The 25,243-nt window shown below is 52.9% G+C and carries 24 protein-coding genes; 14 read left to right on the plus strand and 10 right to left on the minus strand.

Annotated elements, in window-relative coordinates; translation table 11 throughout:
* Positions 1-38: 38 nt before the first annotated feature.
* The 4 genes from JRJ22_RS03595 to JRJ22_RS03610 form a co-directional block, all read right to left on the minus strand.
* Complete coding sequence (locus JRJ22_RS03595; protein WP_206103267.1) at positions 39-2,033, minus strand: methyl-accepting chemotaxis protein; 1,995 nt, start codon at positions 2,031-2,033, stop codon at positions 39-41.
* Positions 2,034-2,421: 388 nt separating this feature from the next.
* Positions 2,422-2,919 (minus strand): hypothetical protein, encoded by a 498-nt coding sequence (locus JRJ22_RS03600; RefSeq protein WP_206103268.1) that lies wholly within the window; start codon positions 2,917-2,919, stop codon positions 2,422-2,424.
* Positions 2,920-3,026: 107 nt separating this feature from the next.
* Positions 3,027-4,436 (minus strand): sensor histidine kinase, encoded by a 1,410-nt coding sequence (locus JRJ22_RS03605; RefSeq protein WP_206103269.1) that lies wholly within the window; start codon positions 4,434-4,436, stop codon positions 3,027-3,029.
* Positions 4,424-5,104, minus strand: coding sequence for a response regulator transcription factor (locus JRJ22_RS03610; protein ID WP_206103270.1), 681 nt, complete (start codon positions 5,102-5,104; stop codon positions 4,424-4,426). Before JRJ22_RS03610 ends, JRJ22_RS03605 begins: the two co-directional genes overlap by 13 nt.
* Positions 5,105-5,241: 137 nt before the next feature.
* Between JRJ22_RS03610 and JRJ22_RS03615 the strand changes: the two genes are divergently transcribed.
* Positions 5,242-5,958: a YceI family protein gene (locus tag JRJ22_RS03615; RefSeq protein ID WP_206103271.1), complete on the plus strand. Its 717-nt coding sequence runs from the start codon at positions 5,242-5,244 to the stop codon at positions 5,956-5,958.
* Between the two features lie 101 nt (positions 5,959-6,059).
* Here JRJ22_RS03615 and JRJ22_RS03620 read toward each other — a convergent pair whose 3' ends face one another.
* Positions 6,060-8,156, minus strand: a complete 2,097-nt coding sequence (locus tag JRJ22_RS03620; protein WP_206103272.1) for a peptidoglycan D,D-transpeptidase FtsI family protein — start codon at positions 8,154-8,156, stop codon at positions 6,060-6,062.
* A gap of 140 nt (positions 8,157-8,296) precedes the next feature.
* On the opposite strand from JRJ22_RS03620, the gene mutT reads away from it, so the two are divergent.
* The 7 genes from mutT (at position 8,297) to ltrA (ending at position 13,765) form a co-directional block, all read left to right on the plus strand.
* A complete protein-coding gene (gene mutT / locus JRJ22_RS03625; protein ID WP_206103273.1) occupies positions 8,297-8,689 on the plus strand; it encodes an 8-oxo-dGTP diphosphatase MutT in 393 nt (130 codons plus the stop codon).
* Between the two features lie 39 nt (positions 8,690-8,728).
* On the plus strand, positions 8,729-9,073 hold the full coding sequence (locus JRJ22_RS03630) for a nucleoside triphosphate pyrophosphohydrolase (protein WP_206103274.1): 345 nt from the start codon (positions 8,729-8,731) through the stop codon (positions 9,071-9,073).
* Positions 9,060-9,410: a DUF1648 domain-containing protein gene (locus JRJ22_RS03635; protein ID WP_206103275.1), complete on the plus strand. Its 351-nt coding sequence runs from the start codon at positions 9,060-9,062 to the stop codon at positions 9,408-9,410. Before JRJ22_RS03630 ends, JRJ22_RS03635 begins: the two co-directional genes overlap by 14 nt.
* An 80-nt stretch (positions 9,411-9,490) precedes the next feature.
* Entirely contained in the window at positions 9,491-10,492 is a 1,002-nt protein-coding gene (locus JRJ22_RS03640; RefSeq protein ID WP_408637863.1) for a Gfo/Idh/MocA family protein, read from the plus strand.
* Positions 10,493-10,573: 81 nt separating this feature from the next.
* Positions 10,574-11,512, plus strand: a complete 939-nt coding sequence (locus JRJ22_RS03645) for an ADP-ribosylglycohydrolase family protein (RefSeq protein WP_206103276.1) — start codon at positions 10,574-10,576, stop codon at positions 11,510-11,512.
* A 27-nt stretch (positions 11,513-11,539) separates the two neighbouring features.
* Positions 11,540-11,824, plus strand: coding sequence for an alpha/beta-type small acid-soluble spore protein (locus JRJ22_RS03650; protein ID WP_206103277.1), 285 nt, complete (start codon positions 11,540-11,542; stop codon positions 11,822-11,824).
* Between the two features lie 549 nt (positions 11,825-12,373).
* The gene (gene ltrA / locus JRJ22_RS03655; protein ID WP_206103180.1) at positions 12,374-13,765 is read left to right on the plus strand and encodes a group II intron reverse transcriptase/maturase; all 1,392 of its coding nucleotides are present in this window, start codon (positions 12,374-12,376) and stop codon (positions 13,763-13,765) included.
* A 91-nt stretch (positions 13,766-13,856) separates the two neighbouring features.
* Here ltrA and infC read toward each other — a convergent pair whose 3' ends face one another.
* A complete protein-coding gene (infC, locus tag JRJ22_RS03660; RefSeq protein WP_206103278.1) occupies positions 13,857-14,378 on the minus strand; it encodes a translation initiation factor IF-3 in 522 nt (173 codons plus the stop codon).
* 310 nt (positions 14,379-14,688) lie between these two features.
* On the opposite strand from infC, the gene helD reads away from it, so the two are divergent.
* Complete coding sequence (gene helD / locus JRJ22_RS03665) at positions 14,689-17,127, plus strand: RNA polymerase recycling motor HelD (RefSeq protein WP_206103279.1); 2,439 nt, start codon at positions 14,689-14,691, stop codon at positions 17,125-17,127.
* A 29-nt stretch (positions 17,128-17,156) separates the two neighbouring features.
* On the opposite strand, the gene JRJ22_RS03670 is transcribed toward helD, so the two are convergent.
* A complete protein-coding gene (locus tag JRJ22_RS03670; protein ID WP_232381020.1) occupies positions 17,157-17,960 on the minus strand; it encodes an AAC(3) family N-acetyltransferase in 804 nt (267 codons plus the stop codon).
* 219 nt (positions 17,961-18,179) lie between these two features.
* Positions 18,180-18,881: an FAD-dependent thymidylate synthase gene (gene thyX, locus JRJ22_RS03675; protein WP_206103280.1), complete on the minus strand. Its 702-nt coding sequence runs from the start codon at positions 18,879-18,881 to the stop codon at positions 18,180-18,182.
* Positions 18,882-19,057: 176 nt separating this feature from the next.
* Here thyX and JRJ22_RS03680 point away from each other — a divergent pair, with 176 nt between their 5' ends.
* The 3 genes from JRJ22_RS03680 to JRJ22_RS03690 are packed head-to-tail and all read left to right on the plus strand — an operon-like array spanning position 19,058 to position 20,645.
* Positions 19,058-19,567, plus strand: a complete 510-nt coding sequence (locus JRJ22_RS03680; RefSeq protein WP_206103281.1) for an NUDIX hydrolase — start codon at positions 19,058-19,060, stop codon at positions 19,565-19,567.
* Positions 19,568-19,569: 2 nt separating this feature from the next.
* Positions 19,570-20,319, plus strand: a complete 750-nt coding sequence (locus JRJ22_RS03685) for a WecB/TagA/CpsF family glycosyltransferase (RefSeq protein ID WP_206103282.1) — start codon at positions 19,570-19,572, stop codon at positions 20,317-20,319.
* Positions 20,319-20,645 (plus strand): hypothetical protein, encoded by a 327-nt coding sequence (locus tag JRJ22_RS03690; protein ID WP_206103283.1) that lies wholly within the window; start codon positions 20,319-20,321, stop codon positions 20,643-20,645. The genes JRJ22_RS03685 and JRJ22_RS03690 overlap by 1 nt, the downstream gene beginning before the upstream one ends.
* Positions 20,646-20,716: 71 nt before the next feature.
* Here the strand turns inward: JRJ22_RS03690 and JRJ22_RS03695 are convergent, their stop codons facing one another.
* Positions 20,717-21,370: an SDR family NAD(P)-dependent oxidoreductase gene (locus tag JRJ22_RS03695; RefSeq protein WP_206103284.1), complete on the minus strand. Its 654-nt coding sequence runs from the start codon at positions 21,368-21,370 to the stop codon at positions 20,717-20,719.
* A 146-nt stretch (positions 21,371-21,516) separates the two neighbouring features.
* Between JRJ22_RS03695 and aroB the strand changes: the two genes are divergently transcribed.
* Together aroB and JRJ22_RS03705 are read left to right on the plus strand one after the other, a co-directional pair.
* The gene (aroB, locus tag JRJ22_RS03700; protein ID WP_206103285.1) at positions 21,517-22,656 is read left to right on the plus strand and encodes a 3-dehydroquinate synthase; all 1,140 of its coding nucleotides are present in this window, start codon (positions 21,517-21,519) and stop codon (positions 22,654-22,656) included.
* Positions 22,657-22,942: 286 nt separating this feature from the next.
* Positions 22,943-23,263 (plus strand): hypothetical protein, encoded by a 321-nt coding sequence (locus JRJ22_RS03705; protein WP_206103286.1) that lies wholly within the window; start codon positions 22,943-22,945, stop codon positions 23,261-23,263.
* Positions 23,264-23,387: 124 nt separating this feature from the next.
* Here JRJ22_RS03705 and JRJ22_RS03710 read toward each other — a convergent pair whose 3' ends face one another.
* Positions 23,388-25,199, minus strand: a complete 1,812-nt coding sequence (locus JRJ22_RS03710) for a hypothetical protein (protein WP_206103287.1) — start codon at positions 25,197-25,199, stop codon at positions 23,388-23,390.
* Positions 25,200-25,243: the final 44 nt, after the last annotated feature.

Consider the following 25,243-nt stretch of genomic DNA (forward strand, 5'->3'; position numbering starts at 1 on the left):
GTTTGACATTCCTGCCCGGTACGAGCGTTGTACTTGGATTAGAGCTTAAAGCTCTCCACAATGAGAGAGAGTTCCTCGGCTGTATGGGACAAATGGTCAGCCGAAGCGGAGATCTGCTCCATCGAAGCAAGCTGCTCCTCGATGGCGGCGGAAACGTTCTGAGTGCCGCCGGAGTTCTCACCGGCTATCGCGATGACATTCTGAAGAGACGACGCCATCCGTGAGGACTGTTCGGCAATCTCTGAAGTAATACCGCGCAGGACGCTGCTCATTTCTGCCAGTGGATTTACAGCCTGTAAAATACTTTTGAAATTATGATCGGATTCTTCAACAACCTCAATGCCTTTGCGGACCTCATCGGCTGTTGTTTTCATAGAGGATACCGCAGCTGAAGTCCCTGTCTGTATCTGATCAACGAGCGTTCTGATGGACTGGGTGGATTGGGCGGTTTGTTCAGATAATTTACGGATCTCAGCGGCAACAACAGCGAATCCCCGGCCATGCTCACCAGCGCGGGACGCCTCAATGCTGGCATTCAGTGCAAGCAGATTGGTCTGCGAAGAGATTTCATGAATCACCTTGATAATTTCACTGATCTCATGCGATTGTCTGTTTAATCCCCCGATAATCAGCGACTGCTGTTCGGTACTGCTCTGAATAGCGCTCATCTGGTTGACGACATGCTGCACACCGGTGCTTCCGGCAAGCGAGATTGCCCCGGCTTGGCTCGTGAGCTCGTCCAGTTGGGTCACATAGCTGTCAATTTCATTCATCCGCTCCGTAATAGAGGAGATCACTTCATGATTCTCGACGAGCAGATTTTCTTGCTGATTGGCACCTACATGGATATTCTCCGCTGACTCCGCGATATGCTCGGCGGCATGTGTAGCTTGGCCGGCACTTGCGCTCAGCTCCTGTGAAGAGGCAGCCAGAGTCAGGGAAGCACCATGAATTCTGTTCATGCTCTTGTGGATATTCTCTGCCATAGCGTTGAAACTGCGGCTCAAGAGGCCGAGTTCATCTTTGCCCGTGAGCGGAATCCGCACCGATAAATCCCCGTTGCTGATCGTATCCGCTGTGACGAGCATAATTTTGAGTGTCCGGACCAGGCGGATGAGGATAAATGAGATCAGGAATCCGGCAATGATAACGGAGATGCTCACTACAAGCAGTGTATGGTTAAGGATAGGACGGGCTTCCTCCGTGAATTCCTTGTTATACATCACACCGCCGATTTTCCAACCGGTCATTGGATTAGAGACGAAGGACATGGACTCCTCCTCACCGTCCGCAGTGAAATTAAATTGTCCGCTATCTCCGGCAAAGAGATTGCCGATCCAGGCTGCCTTGACGGCTTCTCCGCTCTGAAGAGTAGGGTGGAAGACCAGCTTTTGAGCATTATCAACAATTAATGCGTAACCATTTTTGCCGATTTTGACAGTATCCGCAATTGCCGTCAGTTCATCGATCTTAACTTCGGTCCGCACAACACCGCTGGCATCAGACACTGCCTTTGACAAGCCGATAACAAAGTCACCTGTTATTGCGGATATGTAAGGAGAGGATACATGAACCTCCGAGTTCTCCATAGCGGCAGTGAACCACTCTTGCTCGCGGAAGTCGCCTTCGCCGGCCCATTCCTTCCCCTGAACATTGCGGTAATAGCCGTCTTCGGCGGCAAACTCGATACTGGACATCATCGGATGTGTCTTATAGAACGGATCCAGAATGCCTCTTTGAAGCGTGGCATCCGGTCCGGTATACACGGATGAGCTAATTAAACCGGACAAATAATTGGTGTTCGCGATTTCAGCTGAAGTGAATTGAGTGATTACGGCGTTCAATAGCTCAACATTTTGTTTCGCACCGCCGTTCATTTGATCGCTGATTTCTGTTTTGGCTGTTTGATATGACAGAATACTGACAGCGAGCACCGGAGCAAGCAATACAACAGCAAATGTTAGAGTAAGCTTGGTGCGCAGCGACATGTTTGTTTGCAGCCGGGGAATGCGGAACTTCGAAAAAATAGACATAATGACCTCCCAATGATGTGCTTTATTATTTATATATATAAAATAAAACCTGAGAGAGAAGATAAAGTGAATTCAGGCTTCACTTATTTAAAGCGTTTTCAATATTGTCGTTATTCTAACCCGTTTCTTCTTTGAATCCCTGTAAATATTGTGATATTTAAGTATTTTCATAGGATTTTGATAAAGTTTGAGCTTGTTTAATACCTCCAGTTGAGTAAAGGCTAATATATATCATAAACTGTAATATTTCATATGATATTAAATAAATAAATAAAATACAATAATAAAATTCATAACCTATAAATTATGAAGAAAGCCTGCAGGCCCCCAATGAAGATTGCGGGGCTTGCAGGCTTGTTTTAAGGCTACAATCATTTGAGAATACATGTTATTGCACGCCAGGAGTAAATCCTTCTTCCGCCAGATACTCGTGGGCTTCCTCAAGGGTTTCGAAGGCCATTTCCAGCTGAAGTCCGGCATAGAGATACCATAAGTCTTCTTCGAATCTCAGACTAAGGCTGTTGCCTTCCTCATTCATCCAAAGGGTCTCAGCCGGGTCTGCTGCCGGTTTCTTCTTGCGTTTACTAGGCGCAGGAGCTTCCGGAATGTACATGGTCAAGGAGGCAATGGATGCCTCAATCAGCTCCCGCAGTCCGGCTTCGGAATAATCGCGGATATTTACAAGACCCTTGTTATCCGTTTCATAGCCCCGCAGCAGCCCTGCGTATACAAAGCCGTTGCCGTTGGGATGAAGATGGGAAGCAACGGTTTTTTTGTCATGCCGGCTGCCTTCGAAATGGTAGTTCACCCGGCCAAGCGAGACATTCCTCCGCTCAAGCTCTGGATAGGAATCAAATATCGCCAATTTCTGTTCAAAAGTTAGCATATACAGCCTCCGGTTCACGGTTCTCGTTAAAGTTATTGTCAAATCGGTGCAAGTGATTATACCACGTTGACGGCCCGCGGGACTACAGCTGCCGCTTCGCTACTGGTTTAAGCATGGAGCGGCAGGATCAGCTCGAAGGTGGAGCCTTGGGCGGGACTGCTTCCCAGCACCAGGCTTCCGCCCATCGCTTCGGCCAGCAGACGGCTGAAGGTCAGGCCCAGCCCCAGGCCGCGAAGTGTGCTCTGCTTGTCACTGCTGCGGAAGAACGCTTCGAAGATTCTGCCGCTGATGTCCGGCGAAATGCCCGGCCCGTTATCGGTGACGGTAATTTCGGCATATCCCTGCGGAATGGCGGCCAGGCTAATGGTCAGCTGGAGATTTTGTCCCGGAAGTGCAGCCTGTACGCTGTTGTTCAGCAGATTTACGATGATCTGCTGGAGGCGCAGGGGATCTCCCCGCACATAGAGCGGCTTCTCGGGCAGCTGAAGCACCGGTTCACTGACCGATTCACACTGGGTAAGCTTCCACTGGTAGACGATCTCCGCCAGCAGCGGAGCGGCATCCAGCCGGTCATGCCGGACGGCCACGATGCCGGCGGTCAGGGCATTGTAATCCAGCAGATCGGCCACCATGCGCTGCAGCCGGCCCGCCTCCTTCAGGGCGATGTCGAGGAATTCTTCGGCTTCATCGCCTTCAACCACACCCTCTCGGACGGCATGAACCAGTCCTTTGATGGACGTGACTGGTGTTTTCAGCTCATGAGAAACTCCGGCCAGCATAACCGCCCTGGACTGCTCGAATTGCTGCAGCTTGCCAGACATCTCCTGGAAGGAGAGCAGCAGCTCATGGATTTCCCGCTCTTTGGCCCCTGTGTCCAGAATAATATTGTACTCCCCGCTGCTAATCTGTGACGCTGCGGCAGCTACCCGCTGAATGGGCTTTGCCAGCTTGCTTGACAAGAGGTAGATGGTCAGCCAGCTCAGGATGATCAGGAACAGAATCAGAACGGAGAAGAAGGTAATCTCCTCCTGGGGGATATGGCGCAGCGAACGTTTGGACTGGAGGACGACAACCTGCCCCAGGGTTTCGCGGCCATGCTGAATTTGGGCCACCGCGGCCTTGAATTCCGGACTTCGCGAGCCGGACAGCGTGTCATTAAGCTTATGGTTCATCTCTTCCTGGGTCAGGGACGGCTCAGAGAAGAGCAGTTTACCCTCCGGGTCCGTAATAATCACGCACATTTCCAGCGTTAATTTGAAGAAGCGCTTGCGGTCTTCCACCAGCTTGGCCAAGGTTGGGCTGATCTGCATGGTTCCGTCGCTGCTGACACTGCGGTCTGCAATCTCCTGGGCGAGCAGTGCGGTGGTCTGCATGCGGTTGTTCATCGCCTCCTGCTGAATCCACCAGAAAGTTACCAGTGCCGTGAGCAGAAGCCCAATGCTGATAATAATCAGATAGCGGAGCGTCCAGTAGGAGAGGATGGAGGTACGTCTCGGCGGCTGCTTCATACGGTCCATAACTGGTACCCCGTCCCTCGCAGCGTGCGGATCTCCCCTTCTTCAGCCGGCCAGTGCGAGAGCGCCTGGCGCAGTCTCTTGATGGACAGATCGACAGCCCGGTCGCTGCCTTCATAGTCCATCTCCCACACCAGCTCAATCAGCTGGTCTCTGGTGCAGATCTGATTTGGACGCTCGGCCAGGAACAGCAGGACGGACATATCGCGCGGGCTTAGACTGACCTCAGCGTTATTCAGGAAGACGCTGCGGGCGCTGAAATCGACAAACAGGCTGCCGAAGTGGCGTTTGCCGCTGCCGTCCGACCACTGGGAAGGACGGCGCAGCACGGCGTTCACCCGGGCTACAACCTCTTCGGGGATGAACGGCTTGGACATATAATCGTCGGCACCGCCGTCGAGTCCGGCCAGCCGGTCCTTAATGCCGTCCCGGGCAGTGAGCATGATGACGGGACAGCTGCTGATTTTGCGGATCTGGCCCAGCAGTTCAAAGCCGTCCATGTTCGGCAGCATAATGTCGAGCAATATAAGGGAAGGGGGCGATGCCCCGAAAATTTCAAGTGCGGCTGCCCCGTCGGCGGCATGGGTAACCTGGAAGCCGGCTTTTTTCAGATAGGCGCCTAGCACACGGGCAATCGCAGCCTCATCTTCAACGATCAGAATGGATTTCATGGAAAACAAGCCTCCTTTAGCGGACATTTTACCACAGAACACCGGGCGGTGCTTTGACTTATTCCCGACATATTGCTTTGTTAGAATGGGAGCTAGCCGGACAAGGCAGAGAAAAATTTTAAATGGAGGGAATAAGGATGAAGAAGAAAACATGGGTGTGGGCAGCCACAGGCGTTGTAATCGTGGGGGCAATCACAGCATTTACGTTACTGAACAACAGCCTGGGCAATAACGTGGAAATCGAGTCCGTCATTCCTGCACAGGAACAGGGAACGAATAACTCGGGAACGGGAGTAGCGAATGCGGCGGCGGCAACAGGCGCTGCAGTTACATCAGAACAATTAAACGGTGCCTGGAATATTGCCGACACTTCGAAAGTATACTGGTCGGTTACGACCTCCAAAGAAACGGTCAATTTCGTAGATGCTTCCGTTCAAGGGACATGGAATGTCAATCTGGATGACTCAGCCTCCATGACAGGCAAAGGTTCGATAGAGATGAGTGCGCTGGATTCCGGAGAAGGACAACGGGACGAGCATGTAAAAAGCGCGGATTTCCTGAATGTAGAAGAGTTCCCGCAGTCGACATTTACGGTGAGCTCCTTCTCTGAGCTGCCGGCGGAATGGACGGAAGGGACTGCGGTGCCGGTACAGATGACGGGTACGCTTACCGTAAAAGGAATAGAGAAAGAGGTTACCTTCGATTCGCAGGCAGTGTACAGCGGTGGACAGCTTATGCTGTCGGGGACGACAACCGTAACCTTTGCAGACTTCGGTATGAAGAACCCGCACTCGATCGTGCTGGATACTGAGAATGATCTTGAAGTGCGTCTGGAGCTTGTGCTAAGCAAGTAATATAGTGAGCAGGCCAAATATAAAAAGCTTCTACCCATTACAAATTCGCTATTATCAGCAAAACAAGCTCATTCCGTTTATGGAATGAGCTTGTTTTTTGTTCACTGCTTAGTTTCATCCTTCACAGGCGGAATATTCTTCTTCGGTGTTCCATCAAGGCCGTATTCCCAATCATAGGCGTCAAAAATTTTGCGGGCAACGGGTGCGGCGCTGTTGGAACCGAATCCCCCTTCGGGAATGACAACGGCGACGGCCAGCTTGGGATTCTCGCGGGGGGCGAAGGCGATGAAGACGCCGTTGTCCGCCAGGTAACTGCTCTTTTTAACCGTATATTGCTGCTGGGAGGTACCGGTTTTACGTGCAAAGTCATAAGGGAAATCCTCGAATGCACTCACAGAGGTGTTCATACCCTTGATGACCTCACGCCAGTATGCTTTGTCGAACTTCACTTCGTTCAGCACTTCTCTGCCGAAGGTCTTGACGATATTGCCGGACTGATCTGTGATTTTGCTGACAAGCTGTGGCTTGATCCGGACTCCCTGGTTCGCCAGCGTGGAGGCATACTGGGCCAGCTGCAGCGCCGTGTAGCGGCCTTGCTGCCCGAATGACGCAAAGACCAGCGCTGACTGGGCGCTACCGCTTTTTGCCTCTTTCACATAGTTGATCAGGCCTTTATGCTCATTCGGCAGTCCGCTGCCCGGCCGCTCCCCCAGCCCGAACTCCCTCATGTATTTATCCCAGACATTGACTCCCTCAGAGCCGTACTTCTCATAGAGTTTTTTGCCGACCATATCGATCATGAAGACGTTGGAGGACTTCTCTATGGCTTCAGCCGGAGAATTGAAAAATCCGTAGGCATGGCCGCCTGCGTTGCGGACGGTAGTCTCATATCCGGCTCTGCCGAAGGTTGTGCTGCCTTTGTCGGTATAGGTTGTACGTGTTGTAATGAACCCTTCGTTCAGGCCGATCAATACGGTCAGCGGCTTGATCACTGAACCGAGGAATACAGCAGAATCGAAATTGTGCCCGGAGCGTCCGGAGGAAATTGGGGTGACGGTACCGTTCTGATAATTCAATTGAATCTCGTTATATATCTCTTTTGGCAGAGTGCCTGAAGTCCATATATTGGTGTCATAATCCTCCATGCTGGCCATTGCCACAATATTGCCGGTATCGACTTCCATGGCAACGGCGTAGCCGGTCTTGGCATCAGGGTGAACCTTGCCCTGCACCGGATGGCTGTGTACCCATTTAATCTGATCCAGAATCGCCTGCTCCGTCTTTAGCTGAACGTTCTTATCGATGGTGGTCCATACATCATTGCCTTTGACAGGAGGTACAATGGCTTCAATACCCTCGGCCATATTCTTGGCATTAACACCTACGGTCAGGTAGCCGTTGCGCCCGCGCAGCTCCCGCTGATACTGCAGCTCAAGGCCGTCGAAACCGACGAATTCATCATCCCTGTACGCCAGGCCGGGGTCAGCGTCCTTTCTCATGGCAGCCTGAATGTTCAGATAGATATCAAGGCTCTCTTTCGATTTCTTAAAAGGCTTGATATATCCGACCGTCTGTACAGCTACTGTGTCCGGATCATAGTGGCGCTCATCCTCCTCGCTGACGGTGAGATTCGGATACTTGTCCTTATGCTCCATGAAGTAGGCAATTTCCTCTTTAACCAGACCGCGTTTGATCGGCCGCAGCATGAAGCCCGAATAGACTTTGGAGTCGAGGTCCATGGCTTTCAGCACAGCATCCTTCGTAATCACTTCATCTTCCGGCACCTTGGCCCCGTATTTGGCGAAATCGGCAGCAAGGTCGGCGGCAAGCTGATTAGCTTTGGTGGTAGCTTCGGGCGACCGTGAGGTTAATTTGGTTGTTTTGTCCGTTACGGTTTCCGTATAGTCAGTGGTCAAGGAGAAATAAAGCGTTTGCACCGAGGTGGAATAGGCCAGCTTTTCTCCGCCCTTTGCCAAAATATTTCCGCGTATCGAAGCAAGCGGCACGTTTTTGGTATCCCGGCTCGTTTCGACCTCGGTGAGCGTGGGTCCCTCAACAAACTGTAGAATGGCAAGACGGACAATAATAATGCAGAATATAATAAAAGTGCCGAAGAAAAATATATTGATGCGCAGACTAAGCGACGGGTTCGCGCTCTGTTCCTCATTCCTGCCATCCGGTCTGAAAATAGATTTCACGTTTAGCCTCCCCGAAAACTACATTTATTCTATGGAGCTAGTGAAGAACAGTTAATTAGTATGCAATTCATATTTTACCATATAAAACCACAAAATGGCATCTCTCGTAAATGTTGAGTGCCGGTCCGGAGGAGCAAAAAATGAGGATTGAAGTAGCGGCGGCGATTATCCATAATAAAGAAGGACAGGTACTGATCGCCCGGCGGAAACCAGGCAAAGCGCAGGCAGGACTGTGGGAATTCCCCGGAGGCAAGCTGGAAGCCGGCGAAGATGCCGTGCAGTGTCTGCGCAGAGAGCTAATGGAGGAAATGAGGATCGCCATCCGGCCTTATGAAGCATTAGGAAGCCATGAGCATGATTATGGCAGCGTACAGATTACACTGGTAGCCTGGAAGGCAGAGTATCTGGGCGGAGAGATTGCCTTGAGTGACCATGATGCCTGCAGATGGGTGGAGCGGGGCGAGCTGGCGGAATACGACTTTGCCCCGGCGGATATTCCTTTTGTAGAGCGCCTGAGGAAGGAGCTTTGCTGAAGGATAGCCGATTATAGAATGAAAGGCGGCTGATTGATTTTGACCGAGTATTTCAAGCTTGTAAGAGATGGTATTCCGGCGCTGATTGCATCGCAGGGGAAGACCTGTGCCACCAGAATACTGGATACTGAGGAATACATAGAGGCACTGCGTGCGAAGCTGCGCGAGGAAGCAGAGGAGTACTTCAGGGAAGAACAGGACGACCATGCGCTCGAGGAACTGGCAGATATGCTTGAGGTCATCCAGGCATTAGCTGTAATCCATGGCGGAGACAGTGAGAGGCTGGAGGCGATCCGTGCGGAGAAGGCAGAGCGCCGCGGCGGATTCAAGGACCGTATTTTGCTGCTTCAGACAGAAGGGGCTGCAGCTGATGTTCAAAAATAAAATGACGTTCACCTTAAGCAGTATCGCTGCCATCATTCCTGTTTTGCTATATATGTATCTTTACCGGGAGATGCCCGATTTTGTACCTATTCATTACAATGGTGAGGTGGCGGACCGGTTTGTGGACAAAGGGAGCTACGAGGTCCTATTAGTGAGTTTATTCGGCTGGCTCAGCTTCGGGTTCATCCGGCTGCTTCAGCTGCTGCTGCGAAGGCTGTTCCTCCGCAGCTATATTGAGAATCTCGCGCTGAATCACCAGATCTGGAACGCCGCTACGCTTCTGGTGACGGTCGGATTTTCTGTAATAAGCGTGTTTGCGCTGCTGGCTATGGTCTGAGCTTAGCGGAGATTCTTTTACACAAGAAGCACAGTTTGATAGAATCAAATAGACTGAAACTATTGCAGGAGGAGACTTTAATGCCAATGGATAACGCTTACAAGGTGAAATGGGGAATTCTCAGCACCGGCTGGATTGCCCACCAGTTCGCAACGGATCTGGCCCATGCCAGTAACGGTATTGCTTACGCTGTCGGATCACGCACCCAGGAAAGCGCGGATGAATTCGCTAAGAATCACGGCATTCCCGTCGCCTATGCTACTTACGAAGAACTGGTGAACGACCCGGAGGTGGATGCCATCTATATCGGGACGCCGCATCCGTTCCATAAACAGAACGCCCTGCTGGCCCTGCGCGCCGGCAAGGCTGTGCTGTGTGAGAAGCCGTTCACGGTGAACAGCGGGGAGCTGGAAGAAGTCGTGGCCTATGCCCGCGAGCATAAGCTGTTCCTGATGGAGGCCATGTGGAGCCGCTATATCCCGGCTAACGTCAAAGTCAGAGAGTGGATTGCTGCAGGGAAGATTGGGGACGTCCGCCTGGTCCAGGCAGACCTTGGCTTCCGCGCCGACTGGAATCCGGAAAGCCGCCTGCTGAATCCGGCGCTGGGCGGCGGAGCATTGCTGGATGTCGGCATCTATCCGATATCCTTCGCTTCCATGGTTTTAGGGCCTCATCCTGAGTCCGTATCCAGTACGGTACATATCGGTGAGACCGGGGTGGATGAGCATTTCTCACTGCTGTTGTCCTATGGCGGCGGAAAAAGCGCTTCGCTTAACGGGGGAATCCGGCTCAAGCTGCTGGAGGAAGCTCATGTATTCGGAACCGAGGGCCATATTATTGTGAAAGGCACGCTGGTGAATCCGCGTGCGGCCGAGCTGTATATCGGCGGTGAACTGGCAGAGACCTTTGAGGATGACCGTGCTTCTGTCGGCTATTCGTTTGAGGCGGAGGAAGTGGGCCGCTGTCTGCAGGCCGGTCTGACGGAAAGTCCGGTTATGACGCTGGATGAATCCGTAGCGATTCTGAAGCTGCTGGATCAGGTCCGGGCACAGTGGGGACTTAAGTATCCTGGCGAACAATAATTAAATGCTTCTGAAGAAACCGGCGGTCCCCAGAGAATATTGTTAACTCTGGGGACCGTCAGTGCATAAGGAGGATGCAGTATGACTTTGAATGCGGATCGATATCAGGGGTGTCTGCATGGGCTGGCGGTAGGGGATGCGCTCGGAACCACGGCCGAATTCAAGGCCCCCGGCACCTTTGCACCGCTGGAGGATATCATAGGGGGCGGCGTCTTCGGCTTGCAGCCGGGACAGTGGACAGATGACACATCCATGGCACTATGCCTGGCGGAAAGCCTGCTCTCAAAGCAGGGATTTGATCCTGCAGACCAGATGCAGCGTTATTTGAAATGGTTCCGTGAGGGGCATCTGAGCAGCACCGGGGAATGCTTTGACATCGGCAATGCTACGCGGGCGGCGCTGCTTCAATATGAAGCGAGCGGAGAGGCCTACAGCGGTTCGGCCGATCCGTTTGCTGCGGGGAATGGCTCGATTATGCGGCTGGCTCCTGTCGTCATGTATTACGCTGCTCATCCTTCGGATGCCATCCGGTATGCGGCCGACAGCTCCAGAACGACACATGCCGCAGCGGAATGTGTCAGCGCCTGCCGTCTGCTGGCGGCCTATATTCTCGCCGGACTGCACGGGTGGAGCAAACAGGAGATGCTGGCCCCGGAGGCTTTCGGCGGCTGGCTGCAGGAGGATCAGCTGACACCGCATATTCTGGGCATTATGAATGGCTCTTACAAGCTTAAGGAACCGCCTGAAATTCAAGGCTCCGGGTATGTGGTGGAATCGCTGGAAGCGGCGCTGTGGGCGTTCCGCAACTCTGCCAGCTTTGCCGAAGGTGCGCTGCTCGCTGTCAATCTGGGCAATGATGCCGATACGACCGGGGCGGTCTACGGCCAGATTGCCGGAGCCTTTTACGGATTAAGCGGCATCCCGGAGCACTGGATTTCCAAACTTGCGATGCGCGAGCTGATTGCTGACTATGCAGGAAGATTGTTTGCGGATGAAACAAGGGACCTTGGGGAAAAGTAGGGGAAATACCCTAAGGGAGTGATCTGGATGGCAAGAAGAAACCGGAAATATGCAGTACCGGGAGCAGCACAGGGAATGCAGACCTTCAAAGCGGATGTAATGAGGCGTGAAGGGTATACCGTTGATCCAAACCACCCGGACGATGTGAAATATGAAGTCGCCAAGGAGCTGGGCATTCCCCTTCAGCCGGGCAATAATGGCGGTTTGACTACGGAATCTGCCGGTCATATCGGCGGCAAAATCGGCGGCTCCATGGTCCGCGAAATGATCCGCCTTGCCCAGGAGCAGCTCGCGGAGAAGGGGAATTCTTAGGAGCTGACTTGGCTTGCAGTGGCCGATTTGTTCGGAAGTTCAACGGTGATTTGCGGAATCACGCCTAATCTAACATTTATATATGTTGTTCTAGATCCAAAAAGGAGCTCCCCGCCACGGGAAGCTCCTTTTGTCATCGTACGCCCAGCATGGGCGTCATCTCTAGGGTGAAAGTCCCGAGCGGGGGCTGGCAAGCGCCTACCGTTAGCCAAGGGCAAGGGTGTCCACCGTGAGGCGGAATCTGAAGGAAGCCGGAGGCAAAAGCACGACCTGAGGTACGCGAATCCAATTTGAGGCGGTTGCAGCCGGATGAGTCACCCATACATGACAAAATCCAAAGCTGCCAAGGGCTGCAGCCGTAAACTTGGGCAGGTGCGGGCGGAAAGATGACGTTCTTATCTGGGGAGGCCTGCCGGAGGGGCAAGGAAAAAAAAACTTGTAACCGTAGCCGAGAGGCTGCGCTGAACCGGCAGGAGTCAGCAGAGGCCATAGTACGTAAACTGCTGCAGCGTTTACGGAAGGGCTGAACCGAAAGGAGAGAGGAAACCGATGCGTTCGCATGAAGTGCAAAGACAGCAGAATATCTCGCAAGAGAGCTTACGGCAAAGAGAAGCGGTGAAGCCGCCAGGGTATGCCGGAGCGCCGAGTTCTTCGTCGGCACAAATCGCCCCTTCCTCTCGCGAAGCAGAGAGCAACTTGCTGGAGCGAATGCTCGAAGGAGACAACCTTCGGCTCGCGTATAAACGAGTGGTACAAAACGGAGGAGCGCCCGGTGTGGACAATGTAACGGTAGCGAATCTACAAGCTTATTTGAAAACACATTGGGAATCGGTGAAAGCCGAACTTCTAGCGGGGGCTTACAGACCTGCGTCAGTCAAACGGGTGGAAATCCCCAAACCCGGAGGCGGTGTAAGGCTACTAGGCATCCCAACCGTTATGGACCGTTTTCTCCAGCAGGCGCTTCTACAAGTCATGAACCCGATCTTTGACGCAGAGTTCTCCTGGTATAGCTATGGCTTTCGACCGGGGAAAAGTGCACATGACGCCGTGAAACAAGCGCAAAGATATATCCAAAGTGGCCTCCGGTGGGTCATAGACCTCGATCTGGAGAAATTCTTTGACCGGATAAACCACGACATGCTGATGGCAAGAGTGGCGCGGAAAGTGACAGACAAAAGAGTACTGATCCTGATTCGTGCGTATCTGAACGCCGGAGTTATGGTGAACGGAAAGCTGGAACGTAGCCGGGAAGGAACGCCCCAAGGCGGTCCGCTCAGTCCGCTTTTGGCAAACATTCTACTGGACGATCTGGATAAGGAATTGGCCGGACGCGGGCTGCGTTTTGTACGCTATGCGGACGACTGTAATATCTTTGTGGCGAGTAAACGAGCGGGCGAACGGGTCATGGAATCGGTTAGCCGATTTGTAGAAGGAAAGCTGAAACTGAAAGTGAACCGGGATAAAAGTGCGGTAGCAAGACCGTGGCACCGAAAGTTCTTAGGTTTCAGTTTCCTGAGTCAGAAGCAGGCAACGATTCGATTAGCTCCGAAAACAATCTCGCGATTCAAGGAAAGAATCCGTGAACTAACGAATCGAACGTGGTCCATTTCCATGGAAGAGCGAATTCGCCAAGTGAACCGGTATGTGATGGGGTGGCTTGGCTATTTCCATCTGGCGTCGGCGAAGAAACACCTCCAAACGCTGGACCAATGGATTCGGAGGAGGCTGCGAATGTGCCTGTGGAAACAATGGAAACGAGTGCGCACACGAATCCGCGAACTCCGGGCGCTTGGGGTGCCCGAGTGGGCCTGTTTCACAATGGCAAACTCACGGCGAGGCGCATGGGAAATGTCCCGGAACACAAATAATGCCCTTCCCACTTCCTACTGGGAAGGGAAAGGGCTGAAAAGTTTGCTTTCACGTTACTTGGAGCTTTGTTAACCTTTTGGAACCGCCGTATGCGGACCCGCATGTACGGTGGTGTGAGAGGACGGGGGTTAGCCGCCCCCTCCTACTCGATTATACCGGCTGATCAGCGCGGATTCAACTTCACTTTCGAGCCTTTGCCGCCGGTCTGGAGGCCGGTTTCCTTGACTCCGGCTTCCTTGAGGTCGGCGACCAGCCGCTCAAGCACGGTCTTGGCCGCGGCGGCTTCCTTGGCGCCGGAGGCCTGCACAACCAGCTGCACCGGCTTGCCGGAGCGCAGGTGCTTGTCCGCCTGGCGCAGCTTCGTCTCGTAATCATGCTCCTCGATATGCGCGGTGAAGCGCAGCTCCTTGACCTTCTCCTTGCCACCGCTCTTTCCGGCTGCCTGTCCGGGGGCTGCCTTGCGTGCCGAAGCGGCTTCCTTCTGCGCGGCTGCCTTTGCTTTGCCTTTGGCCATCAGGCTGCAGGGCGGGGGGCTGCTCATCAGCGAGGTGCAGACCAGATCCGCCCCTTGGGTCCGGGCCATCCCCAGTGCCTCCTCTCTGGAGACTATACCGAGCTTCTCGCCTCTTAGTCCGGTGAGCACAACCTCGGATGCTCTGATTTGTTCATTCATGAATACTGCCATTCTTATGAAACCTCCTGCTTGAGCCATGATACTGATATCATAACGGGAAGCGGTCTGCGGTTCAATCGGGAGGCAGCTGCAAGTCCTGTATATTAATAAAAGAACCCGGCAGACTCTGCCGGGTTCGGTCTATAAAATAAATTGCATACAAAAAGGCGTTGTGATATAGTTGAACAGTATCGGTTTTTTCGTACCTAAAACTTCATAGTTATTGCATCTTATCTACACCTTAATCTTACCATAGGAATTAAGGGTTTGTCAAACTTTCTTTTTGATCCCGATTAGACTGAGAAGGAGCGTGTCCAGTAGGATGATTAACGCGAACGATTGGCAGCAGGAACAGGACCGGTTGGAGCTGGTTGAAGAAAGGCTGCGGGCGGCAATCAGCGGACTAGAGCCGGAGGTAACCGGACTGCACGAGCAGGCGGCGGATATCCGCAAGCGGTTCTGGGAGGAAGTTACGGTTAATACCAGCACCCACGAGGATTTCGAAGAGACCTTCTATAGCATCAGGCAGCAGGAGGCGATGCTGTCTGAACGGGAACGGAGTCACCGGCTGCGCCTGCAGCGCTACAGAAGCATGCAGCGGCTGCTGCCGTCCCCCTATTTCGGACGGATTGACTTTCGGGAGGACGGTTTCAGCGGCAGTGAGCAAATATACATCGGCGTAGCCTCTTTTGCCGATGAGGATGGTATGAGCTTTCTGGTATACGACTGGCGGACGCCTATTGCAAGCATGTACTACGATTATTCCCCCGGGGCAGCCGCTTACGAAACGCCCGGCGGTTCAATTACGGGCGAGATGATATTGAAGCGGCAGTATCAGATCCGCGGCGCAGAGCTCCACAATGTGTTCGATACGAGTCTCACAATCGGTGACGAATTGCTTCAGCAGGTGCTCGGCAAAGGTGCAGATAACCAAATGAAGAGCATCGTGGCAACGATTCAGAAGGAGCAAAATGCGATTATCCGTGACGACAAGAGCCGTATGCTCATTGTGCAGGGAGCAGCCGGGAGCGGCAAGACGTCAGCTGCACTGCAGCGGGTGGCCTACTTGCTCTATAAGCACCGCGGCCGGATCCGGGCCGATCAGATTGTGCTTTTCTCGCCGAATCCGATGTTTAACAGCTATGTATCCACAGTGCTTCCCGAGCTGGGTGAGGAAAACATGCAGCAGACGACCTTTCAGGAATATCTTGCCTACTTGCTGGGCTCGGCGTTCCGGCTGGAGGACCCATTCGAGCAGATCGAATATGCCATGAATCCAGCGTCTGCCTCCGGGTACGAAGCACGAATGAACGGGATGCGATATAAGGCCTCTGAAGCTTTCCTGCATGCTCTCCAGAATTACGCATTATGGCTCGGGAAGGAAGGTATGTTATTCCGCAGTATCACTTTCCGGGGCCGCGAGCTGATTACCGCAGAGAAGATGAAAATGCAGTTTTACAGCTACGACAGCTCCATCCGCCTGGCTAACCGAGTTGCATTGCTGCAGGAATGGCTGCTCCGGGAGCTGGCTTCGCTTGAGCTTAAGGAGCAAGAAGAGCCGTGGGTTCAGGATGAGCTTGATTATCTCGACAACGAGCAATATGCCGAAGCTTACAGCGCCCTGCTCAAGAAAGTTCAGCGGGAAACCGTTGTCTTTGATTTTACTCAGGAGTATGTGGAACAATATGGAGACCTTCGCGGACAGGAGCAGGGAGAAGAGAATGTCTTCGACTTCGGACTTCAGCAAGAAGAACTGCTGCAGCGGATGATTGTGAAGGAACATTTCAAACCGCTGAAACGGGAAATCAAACGGTTCATGTTCGTAGATGTGACCGGGCTCTATAGCCAGTTGTTTGGAGAGGAGGCTGCTTACCGGACGATGACGGATGAGGCCGGGGTACCTGATCATTGGACTGAAATCTGCAGGCAGACGAGAGAGAAGCTGGGACACAGCGAGCTTTTCTATGAGGATGCAACCCCGTTCCTGTATTTAAAAGAACTCTTGGAGGGTGTACGGACGAACACAGTGGTAAGGCATTTGTTTGTCGATGAAGGCCAGGATTATTCGCCCTTCCAATATGCTTATCTCAAACGGCTGTTTCCCCGCGCGCGGATGACCGTGCTGGGCGATTTCGGCCAGGCGATTTTTCCCCAGGCCACGAATCTGCATGAGGCGGATTCCCCGCTGATCCGGCTGCATGGCGAAGAAGACACAAGCCTGATCCGGCTTGTCCGGAGCTACCGCTCAACACGGGAGATTGTCGAATTCACGAAGTCCATGCTCCCGGGCGAAGAGATTGTGCCGTTCGACAGACACGGCAGTAAGCCGTGTCTCGCGCGGACCGGCGGGGGCGCCGCGCGGGCGGAACGGATCCTTGAAGATGTCGCAGCACTCCAGGCAGAGGGCTACGACTCCATCGCCATCATTACGAAGACCGCTGCGGAAAGTCACGAGGCTTATGAAGCATTGACGGCGCAAGGCCCGGGGGCACTGCGGCTTATTACGAAGGAGACCCTTACCTTTGAAAAGGGGACGCTGGTTATCCCCGCATATCTTGCCAAAGGAGTAGAATTTGACGCTGTGCTCATCTATGATGCTTCTTCGCAGACGTATCACCGGGAGAGCGAAAGGAAGCTGTTTTACACCGCATGCACGCGGGCGATGCACCGTCTAATGCTGTACACCACAGCGGACTGGACACCTTATCTCCAGGCAGCGGATGCTTCGTTGTATGATGTGGGTTCTTTGGAACGGTTATAATCATTCTCTGCCTTGGAATCGGCAAAAATTTAAGCCCGATGCCGCTCCATCCAGGCCGTTGCCCAGTCGACGAGCGGACGCTGTTCCAGCAGCCGGACCTCAGCGTTGCCGATGCGATGAACGGTTAGCTTCATTTCTTCCTCGTATGCGGTTCCTAACTGGACAAAATCGCTGTCGTCCACGGCCTGGGTGGGGTATGTAATCCACTCCCGCTTGCCGTCTACCATCACTGCGCTACTCTCATTGACCGTTTGTTTGCCGGGGAAGGAAGCACGGGTCTCCGCTAAATGCAGTGAAGTGTTCTTGTCATGGCCGACACCGACCAGGAGCACAGAGCCATTCAAGCGGTAGAGCTTATCCAAGGGAGAGCCCTCGCCAAAAATATTGCTCAGATCGTGATTCTCCGTAAGGTAGGACGCATATTTGCCGACCGCTGCAACAGAACGGGCAGGATGATCTGATCTTTGGGCCCCCGGCCATTTGCGGAGCATTTCGGCGGCAACGCCCATGCCGATAGCCGGGGTGACCTCTTTGTCATACGCCGGCCAATGCTCCCGGATGACGGGCCACCATTCTGCTGGCGCTTCCCAATGCACACCAGTAGCGGGATCGAGATTCTTCCACGTCTGCGAAGGCATCATTATAGTGCCCTCAGGCCCGACGATTTCCAGAAGAGCCCGGATAAGAGTCTCCGCTCCGCCAACGACAAACCCCAGTTTGCTGAGAGAGGTATGAACAAGCAGGTGCTGTCCTTCTTTGACTCCGCAGCTTTTGAATTGACTGATTAACTCATCCCTGGTGAAAATTACTCTTGGTTCCTGCTCCATACTCATTTTTACCTCCACCTTTCATAGTCCCAAAATATCTATATAAAAAAGACAACCCCGCAGCAGTCTGCGGGGTTGTCTTCGGATAGTCTGAAGAACATTGCCCTTCGGTTAATAATGATAGATTATACCACTTTAGCTCTATTGTGGATGATACAAAGTTCATTTTCCTGCACTTTAATTTCAAATTGAGGTGATTTCAGCACAGGAACTAAAAAGGCAAACTTAGCGGGATAACAATTCTTCCACAGTTACCGGGAATAATGTCTTCACTATGCTGAGTATGGCTTTGGCATAATCCTGGATTTCCTTCTGGGCGTCATGTTCCAGCCGCTGCTGGAGAAAGTGGGCAGCGGATTGCAGCGAAGCCGTCCAGTACCAGCGGACATAAAGTCCGTAAGCTGGAAGAAACAGCCTTGCCTGTTCGGCGCAGATGCCGTCCGCCAGGGCTGCTTCGTATTTTTGCATGCCGAGTTCAGTGTAGTCCATCAGCTCCTTCGTGTATTTCGCTCCAAGCTCCCAAGAGATCAGGCTGCCGCTGCCCTGCTTGGAATTCTCCGGTGCACTCCGCCACTCCCCGCCCGAAGGCAGATAAAAGGCAGGTTCCTCCGTAATATACCTGCGGCTGGATTCATTCCAGGCCTCCAGACTGTCGCCGGTGCCTTCATAATGGGCTGAGCCCACCACATACTTCCACCACTGTCTTGCTACCATCAGCGGAGCATAGATCTCAAGCTGGATTACAGCATGCCTAAAGGGTGAAGTGTGCCCTTCCCGGGCCAGAAACTGAATCAGCCGGATGTCTTTATCACTCAGTTCATCCGATTGTTTGGCATAGGAGACCCGCGCTGCATTCACAACAGTCAGATCGCTGCCCATATGATTAACCAGCCGGACATATCCTTTATCGAGCACATTGATTAACATGTAACGACCTCCAATGGATTAAGCTTCTACACTTATTCACCTGTCAGGGTCAAATTCCCTGCAATATCATAATTTGTCATGACCTGTTCAGATTTTGCATGGTATAATTTTCCTATGTGTTCCTGTTGCGATATGGGATATAGCATAGTGTTTATCCGTGACTGGAGTGATTGATTATGCTGCTCAGACAAATGGCCGTGGCTTTTTTATTTAATGAAGCGGGGGAAGTGTTATTTCTGCAAAAAAAGTCCGCAAGCCGGTTTCTTGGCGGATATTTGGTCCCTATCGGAGGGCATTTGGAGGACGGGGAATACAATGACCCGAGGCGTGCCTGCATAAGAGAGATTGAGGAAGAGACCGGATTAACGGAGCGGGCAGTCCAGGGTCTGACGCTTCGGTACATCGTTCACCGGAATAAGGGTGATCAGGAAATCCGAGTACAATACGTGTTTATGGGAAGTGTATCCGCAGACAACGGACTGGCCCCAAGTGAGGAAGGAGAGCTGCTATGGATAGATAACAGCAAGCTTGCCGGGCTGGAAGTGACCGCGTCTACGAGAGCTATTATGGAGCATTATCTGGAGACAGGAATACATAACAAGCGGATTTATACGGGAACAATGTACCCGCTGCAGGGAGAGCCTGCGGTGGGCTGGAATGTGCTTGAAGGCTGGGAGGACAAGTGATTATGGGGAATTCTGTTTCGATTTTGGGCGTACCGTTTTCCAAGCTGACGCTTGAGGAGACGACACTGTATCTGGCTGAGCAGATCCGCAAGGAACGCTCCGGCCTGTTTCACCTGATCACAGCCAATCCGGAAATTACGCTCGCCAGCCAGTCCGATGAGCTGCTGCGGGAAATTATCCGCGCTGCGGATCTTGTTGTTCCGGACGGAATTGGAATTGTGCTGGCAGCCAAAAGAAAGGGTGAGCCCATCCCTGAACGGGTGACCGGGTATGACCTTTTGCTGCGGCTGCTGGAGAAGGGGAACGAGCGGGGCTGGAGCTTTTATTTTCTGGGAACAGACGAGCAGACGAGCGGACAAGCTGTGGAGAGGATTTCCCGCACCTATCCGCAGGTAAAGCTTGCCGGCAGGCATCATGGATTTTTCAGTCCGGAGGAAGAGCCGGGGATTATTGCGGAGATTCAGCTCAGCAAACCGGATGTACTTATTCTCGCTATGGGTGCACCCTATTCGGATAAGTGGCTGCATAGACACAAACAAGAGCTTAGCGGGGTCAAGCTGGTGTTTGGTGTCGGCGGCAGTCTGGATGTTATCTCGGGGAAAGTGAAGCCTGCACCGGCGGTGTGGAAAAAGCTTAATCTGGAGTGGGCCCACCGGCTGTTGTTCGCACCTGTAGCCAAAGGCCAGAAATCACGCTGGCGCAGACAGGCTGCACTGCCCAAATTTGTCTACCGAACGATCATCCGAAAATAATGGATTGGAGCAACCTGAACGTTCTGGTGAAGGGCAATGACGAAGTTTATTTCATTGACTGGGAAGAGGCGCGCTACGGTTCATTGTTCATGGACATCCCCATGCGCTGCGGGAGCCTACAGCAAGCGGGGAGTTACCGCAGGTATCTTGAATCTCTAGGCTTTAGTATTGCGGATCAGCATTTTACCGAAAGGTTTGCTGTGGCCTCCCGGTACCCGGGTCTCGGGTTTATGTGCTGGAACTTAGGCGTATGGCAGCAGAATGAACCAGCCTGGAACGGACTGCTCCAATATATGGATATGGTAACGCGTCCTTTATTCAGCTAATACAAAAAGCAGACCACTGACAGATTAATATCCGTCTATGGTCTGCTTTGGAAAATATACACGATTTTTCTTTAGATGGTATATGGTGTTGCTTCCATCGTTTCCGCCAGTGCCACCGCTGCTCCCAGCGTCATGCCGGCAAAGGCTTGGGCGTGGAGGAAGCGTCCGCTTTTCTTGTCGTCCACAAAGGCGGCGACAGCAATTCCCGGGATAACGCTTTCGACCGGACTGGTGGCATTCGGGCCGCCGAGATCGGTCCGGCACCAGCCCGGATCCGTTAAGCTGAGAATTACATCGGTTCCATCCAGCCGGGAGGCTAGATCTTTGGTGAATTTATCGAGCGCCGCTTTACTGGCTGCATAACCTGCCTGCTCCGGTTCATTTTTAATACCGCTGGTTGTATTGATGACCCGTCCGAAGCCGCGCCCGATCATCTGAGGAATAAAACGGTTACATATCGTTGCGATGGAAATGAAGTTAACCCGGAAGCTCTGCTCAAAATCCTCCACCGGCGTATTCCAGTAATCGGTTCTGTAGGCGATTTGCACAGCCGCATTATTAAAGACAATGTCTACGGAGGTGCCTTTACCTTCAATTTCATCCAGCATGGCGACGACTTCTTCGTGATTGGCCAGCTCGGCCTGCACACAGTAGACATCAACACCGAGTGCCCGCACTCTGCTTGCCCCTGTAATCAGGGCCCATTTGCCTTGTACATCTACCACGAGTATCTCTCCTTATATTGACAGATTAAATGAATATATAAGAATCAACTTACAAAATCCAGCGTTCCAAAAGCAAGTGTAGCACACTATACGGTACTAGTGGATCTATCAAAAAATAGACTAAATGTGGAAAAGGAGTTTTTGCCATGTCCCAACGTTTTCAGGTTGAGCTGAAAAAGCTAGTCGACAACTCTTACGAGATCGAGATCGGCGAAGGGCTGTTTCCTTCGCTGATCCGTGATATACAGGGGGGACTTGTGCCGGGCGTAAGCAAATACGCGATAATTACGGACTCCTCAGTCGAACCGCTGTATGGCCGGCCCCTGCTTGCACTGCTGCGGCAGAACGGTTTTGTGGCTGAGCTGTTTGCATTTCCGGCCGGGGAGCCATCCAAAACCCGCGAAACCAAGGCGCTCCTGGAGGATCAGCTGCTGAGCCATTCCTACGGACGGGATTGCTGCATCATAGCAGTCGGCGGCGGTGCGGTAACGGATCTGGCCGGCTTCCTGGCCGGGACGTTCGGCCGGGGAGTACCGAGCCTGAACTATGCAACGACGCTGCTGGCAGCGGCCGATGCTTCTGTTGGCGGCAAAACAGGCGTGAATACGCCGGTCGCCACCAATCTGATCGGTGTATTCCATCAGCCGCGCAAAGTGTACATTGATCTCGCAGCCTGGCGGACGCTCCCTGTCCGTGAGTTCAGAAGCGGCCTGGCGGAGACGATAAAGCATGCCTGTCTGGCGGACGCGAAGTTTTTTGAGTATCTGGAGGATCATATCGGTAAAATCGTGTCACCGGACGGGGAGCTGATCCTTGACCCTGAGACTTGCGAACAAATTGCGCTGCACAACTGCCGGATCAAATACGAGGTAGTGGAGCAGGACGAGCATGAGAGCAATCTGCGGCAGATTTTGAACCTCGGCCATACGGCCGGGAGGGCGCTGGAAGCGGTCAGCGGCTATGCGCTGCTGCACGGAGAAGCCGTTGCGGTCGGTCTGGTGATTCAAGCGAAGCTGGGAGTGAAGCTGGGCTATATGACCGGAGAACAGGCGGAGCGTGTCGCAGCACTGCTGCGCAGAGCGGGTCTTCCGACAGAGATTCCGGACGCTATTACAAACCGGATGCTGATGGACAAAATGTATACGGATAAAAAAGTGCGCAGCGGCCGGATCCGCTTCGTCTTCCAGGACGGCATCGGGGCGATGAAGCGTTTCGCGGACGGTTCTTATTCTACTCCGGTGGAGGAAGCGACAATTATGGAGCTGCTGGAAGAAATCCGCGGCTGAGCTATCCTTCATCCGGTGAATCCGCCTCCGCTTATCCGGGTAAGTATAGGTAAAGGATAAGTATATAAGCTGAACTAGGCGCCACCCAAAAGGCGAAGAAGCGGAGGGGAAGTTTGGAACTGTAGGAGCGAATGCGTCCGCCTTTAGGTTTGGATTTCTACCGCGGTTCGCGGTTAAATTCAGGAAATCCAAACCTAACAGTGGCCGGAAGTCCAAACATTCCTCGTAGTTGCGACTACGCCGGATTGGTTAATCTGATGTTTAGTTTATAAAGGAGGAGATATGAATGGGCAACCCGATTAAGGAATTTAAGAACAGTCTCGACGGACTGAAGCAGTCACTGGAAGGTGTCAAGCAGTCTGTAGACGGTTTGAAGGAACCGGTGGATGAAGTGAAGGCCAATATTCAGGAGACTGTGGGTGAGGCGAAAACCCGCTTGGATAGCGTGAAGCTGCAGTTTAGACGGATGAAGGCCACCGTGCAGGAGACTAAGGCGGTGCTGGGCGAGGTTAGGGAGACGATTTCGGCGGCTGGTGAAGTTCTCTACACACAGAAGCGGCATAGAAGATTGCTCAGCCGCAAGAAGAAAGCAAAAACGATTGGATAAAACCACCAGTCATAGCTCAAAGTCATTAACCACATATAGCCTAAAAACGCAGAGCAGCGATTCCCCGTTTAACAGAAGAATCGCTGCTTTGCTCTTTTTTTGGGAAAATGCGGCAGCCGGGCATTTAATCTGTAGCTGCTTCTTCGTTGAGATTCGCACTCAGGCTCCCCAGTGAATCGACGACAAAGACAGGTACATACTGCTCACCGATCTCTGTCTCTACATAATCGTAGCTGTTTTGATACTGGCCGCTCACGACAGCGGGTCCCGTAATGGAACCGACATTACCTTGCAGGGAGATGTAGCGTCCTTCAGAGCTGCCGACACTTCTGCCTGCAGAATCAATATAGATATCGCAGTTCAGGGTGACCTTCTCGAACGGGTGAAGCTCCAGCTCGGAAGCAGGAATAAGCGGAGACTCCTGCAGAATCTCAGCAAACTGGTAACTGCCATCCTCACTTAGGCGGTACACTCCGGTCTCGCCAAGCACACCATCCCCGGTATCCGCGTTGGTTACGAGGATTGAGTTATCATCCGGCTGCAGTTCATAACTGTCACCGGCAAAGGAGAATAGCAGGGAAATTCCCTCCGGCTTGATTCGATAGGCCGAAAAAGCGGTCCGCCCGTCCTCCTGGCTTCCTATAGCTAAGACGACCGGCACTTCGGCCATAGCAGACAGCTGATCGTCGAAGGCTAGCCCGCTAAGCCGTTCGAAGCCGGGAAGGATATCGCCGGTCCGTGTAGAGACTCTGCCCTCATCACTCAGATCGGCGTAATACAGCCTGCCGCTGTTATCCGTGCCGGCTACAGCGGCCTTGGCGCCGTAGCGTCCGGAGGCTGTGGCCACATGGATATATCTGCCGGCTTCATCGCCGCCCGGCAGCAGGCGGACCGGCTCGGCGGTGTTCCAGGCAAGCTGAGCGGCGGCAATCTCAGCTGAAGTATCCTGCAGCTGGGAGAGGCTGGTGTACAGCTGGATGGCCTCAGCATATTCGCCGCCGCGGATCAGCCGGGCGGCGCTCTTCAGCAGCTTCGCTGCACTGCTGTCGATGAATGCCAGCACTTTGGACGAATCAGGATCAAGTGCTGCAGCTGCGGCGTAAGTGCGGTAGGCGGCAGCGTGTCCGGCGAAGGCGGATATATGATCACCTTCCAGATCCTTGTCCAGAATAACCTGGGCACTGTCCTCAGCCTGCTTCTGCACCCACGGCGCCTGATAGCTATGATTGCTGTACGCTTCTATCATGGATAGGGAGCTGTCGAGCATAGGGCCAAAGCTGCCTCCAGCGGCCAGAACCTTCAGTCTGGCCGTATCATGCGCCTTGAACCCCGTTGCCAGCAGCTTATTCTTGGCATCTGTTCCTCCATAATAAGCATCCGGAATCTGCAGCAGATTCCATTTGAACTGATCTCCGTTATCATCACTGCCGCTGCCGTTCTGGCTTGCGGCAAGCTCAGCCAGGAACTGGCTCTTAAACTGCCCGAAGCCTGCCGTCAGCTGTGCGGAAATGCCTGAATCCTCAGACAGCTGGCGATAATAGGATACATAGGGTCCTCCGCTGATGAAATACTTGGACTTAAGGCTGATCAAGGTAGCATAGCTCTCCATGAATTCGGCAAAATCCCTGGTCACAAGCTGATCCGTTACCCTTTTTACCAGGGTGTTTAGTCCGCTCCGGATGGCTGAAATCGGCGCCAGTTCTTCCAGGCGTGCAGCAATTTGCTCCTCTTTATAATGAATGGCCGGGTTATCCGCTGCTTGGCGGTACAGGTTCTCGGCAGCAATAAGATCCCCGGCGGCATAAAGCCGCTCTGCTTCCTGCACCTCACGGATCTTGTCTCCGATTTGCAGTATCTTCATTCCGAGCAGCGCCAGCATACATATACACAGAATAATCATAATATTCCGCAGGGATATGGCTTGTTTGAACGTCATAGTATAGTAGCCCCTTTTTCTAAATTAAAGTATGCCTCCAGCTT

Source organism: Paenibacillus tianjinensis (genome assembly GCF_017086365.1).
In the GTDB taxonomy this organism is placed as follows: domain Bacteria; phylum Bacillota; class Bacilli; order Paenibacillales; family Paenibacillaceae; genus Paenibacillus_AQ; species Paenibacillus_AQ tianjinensis.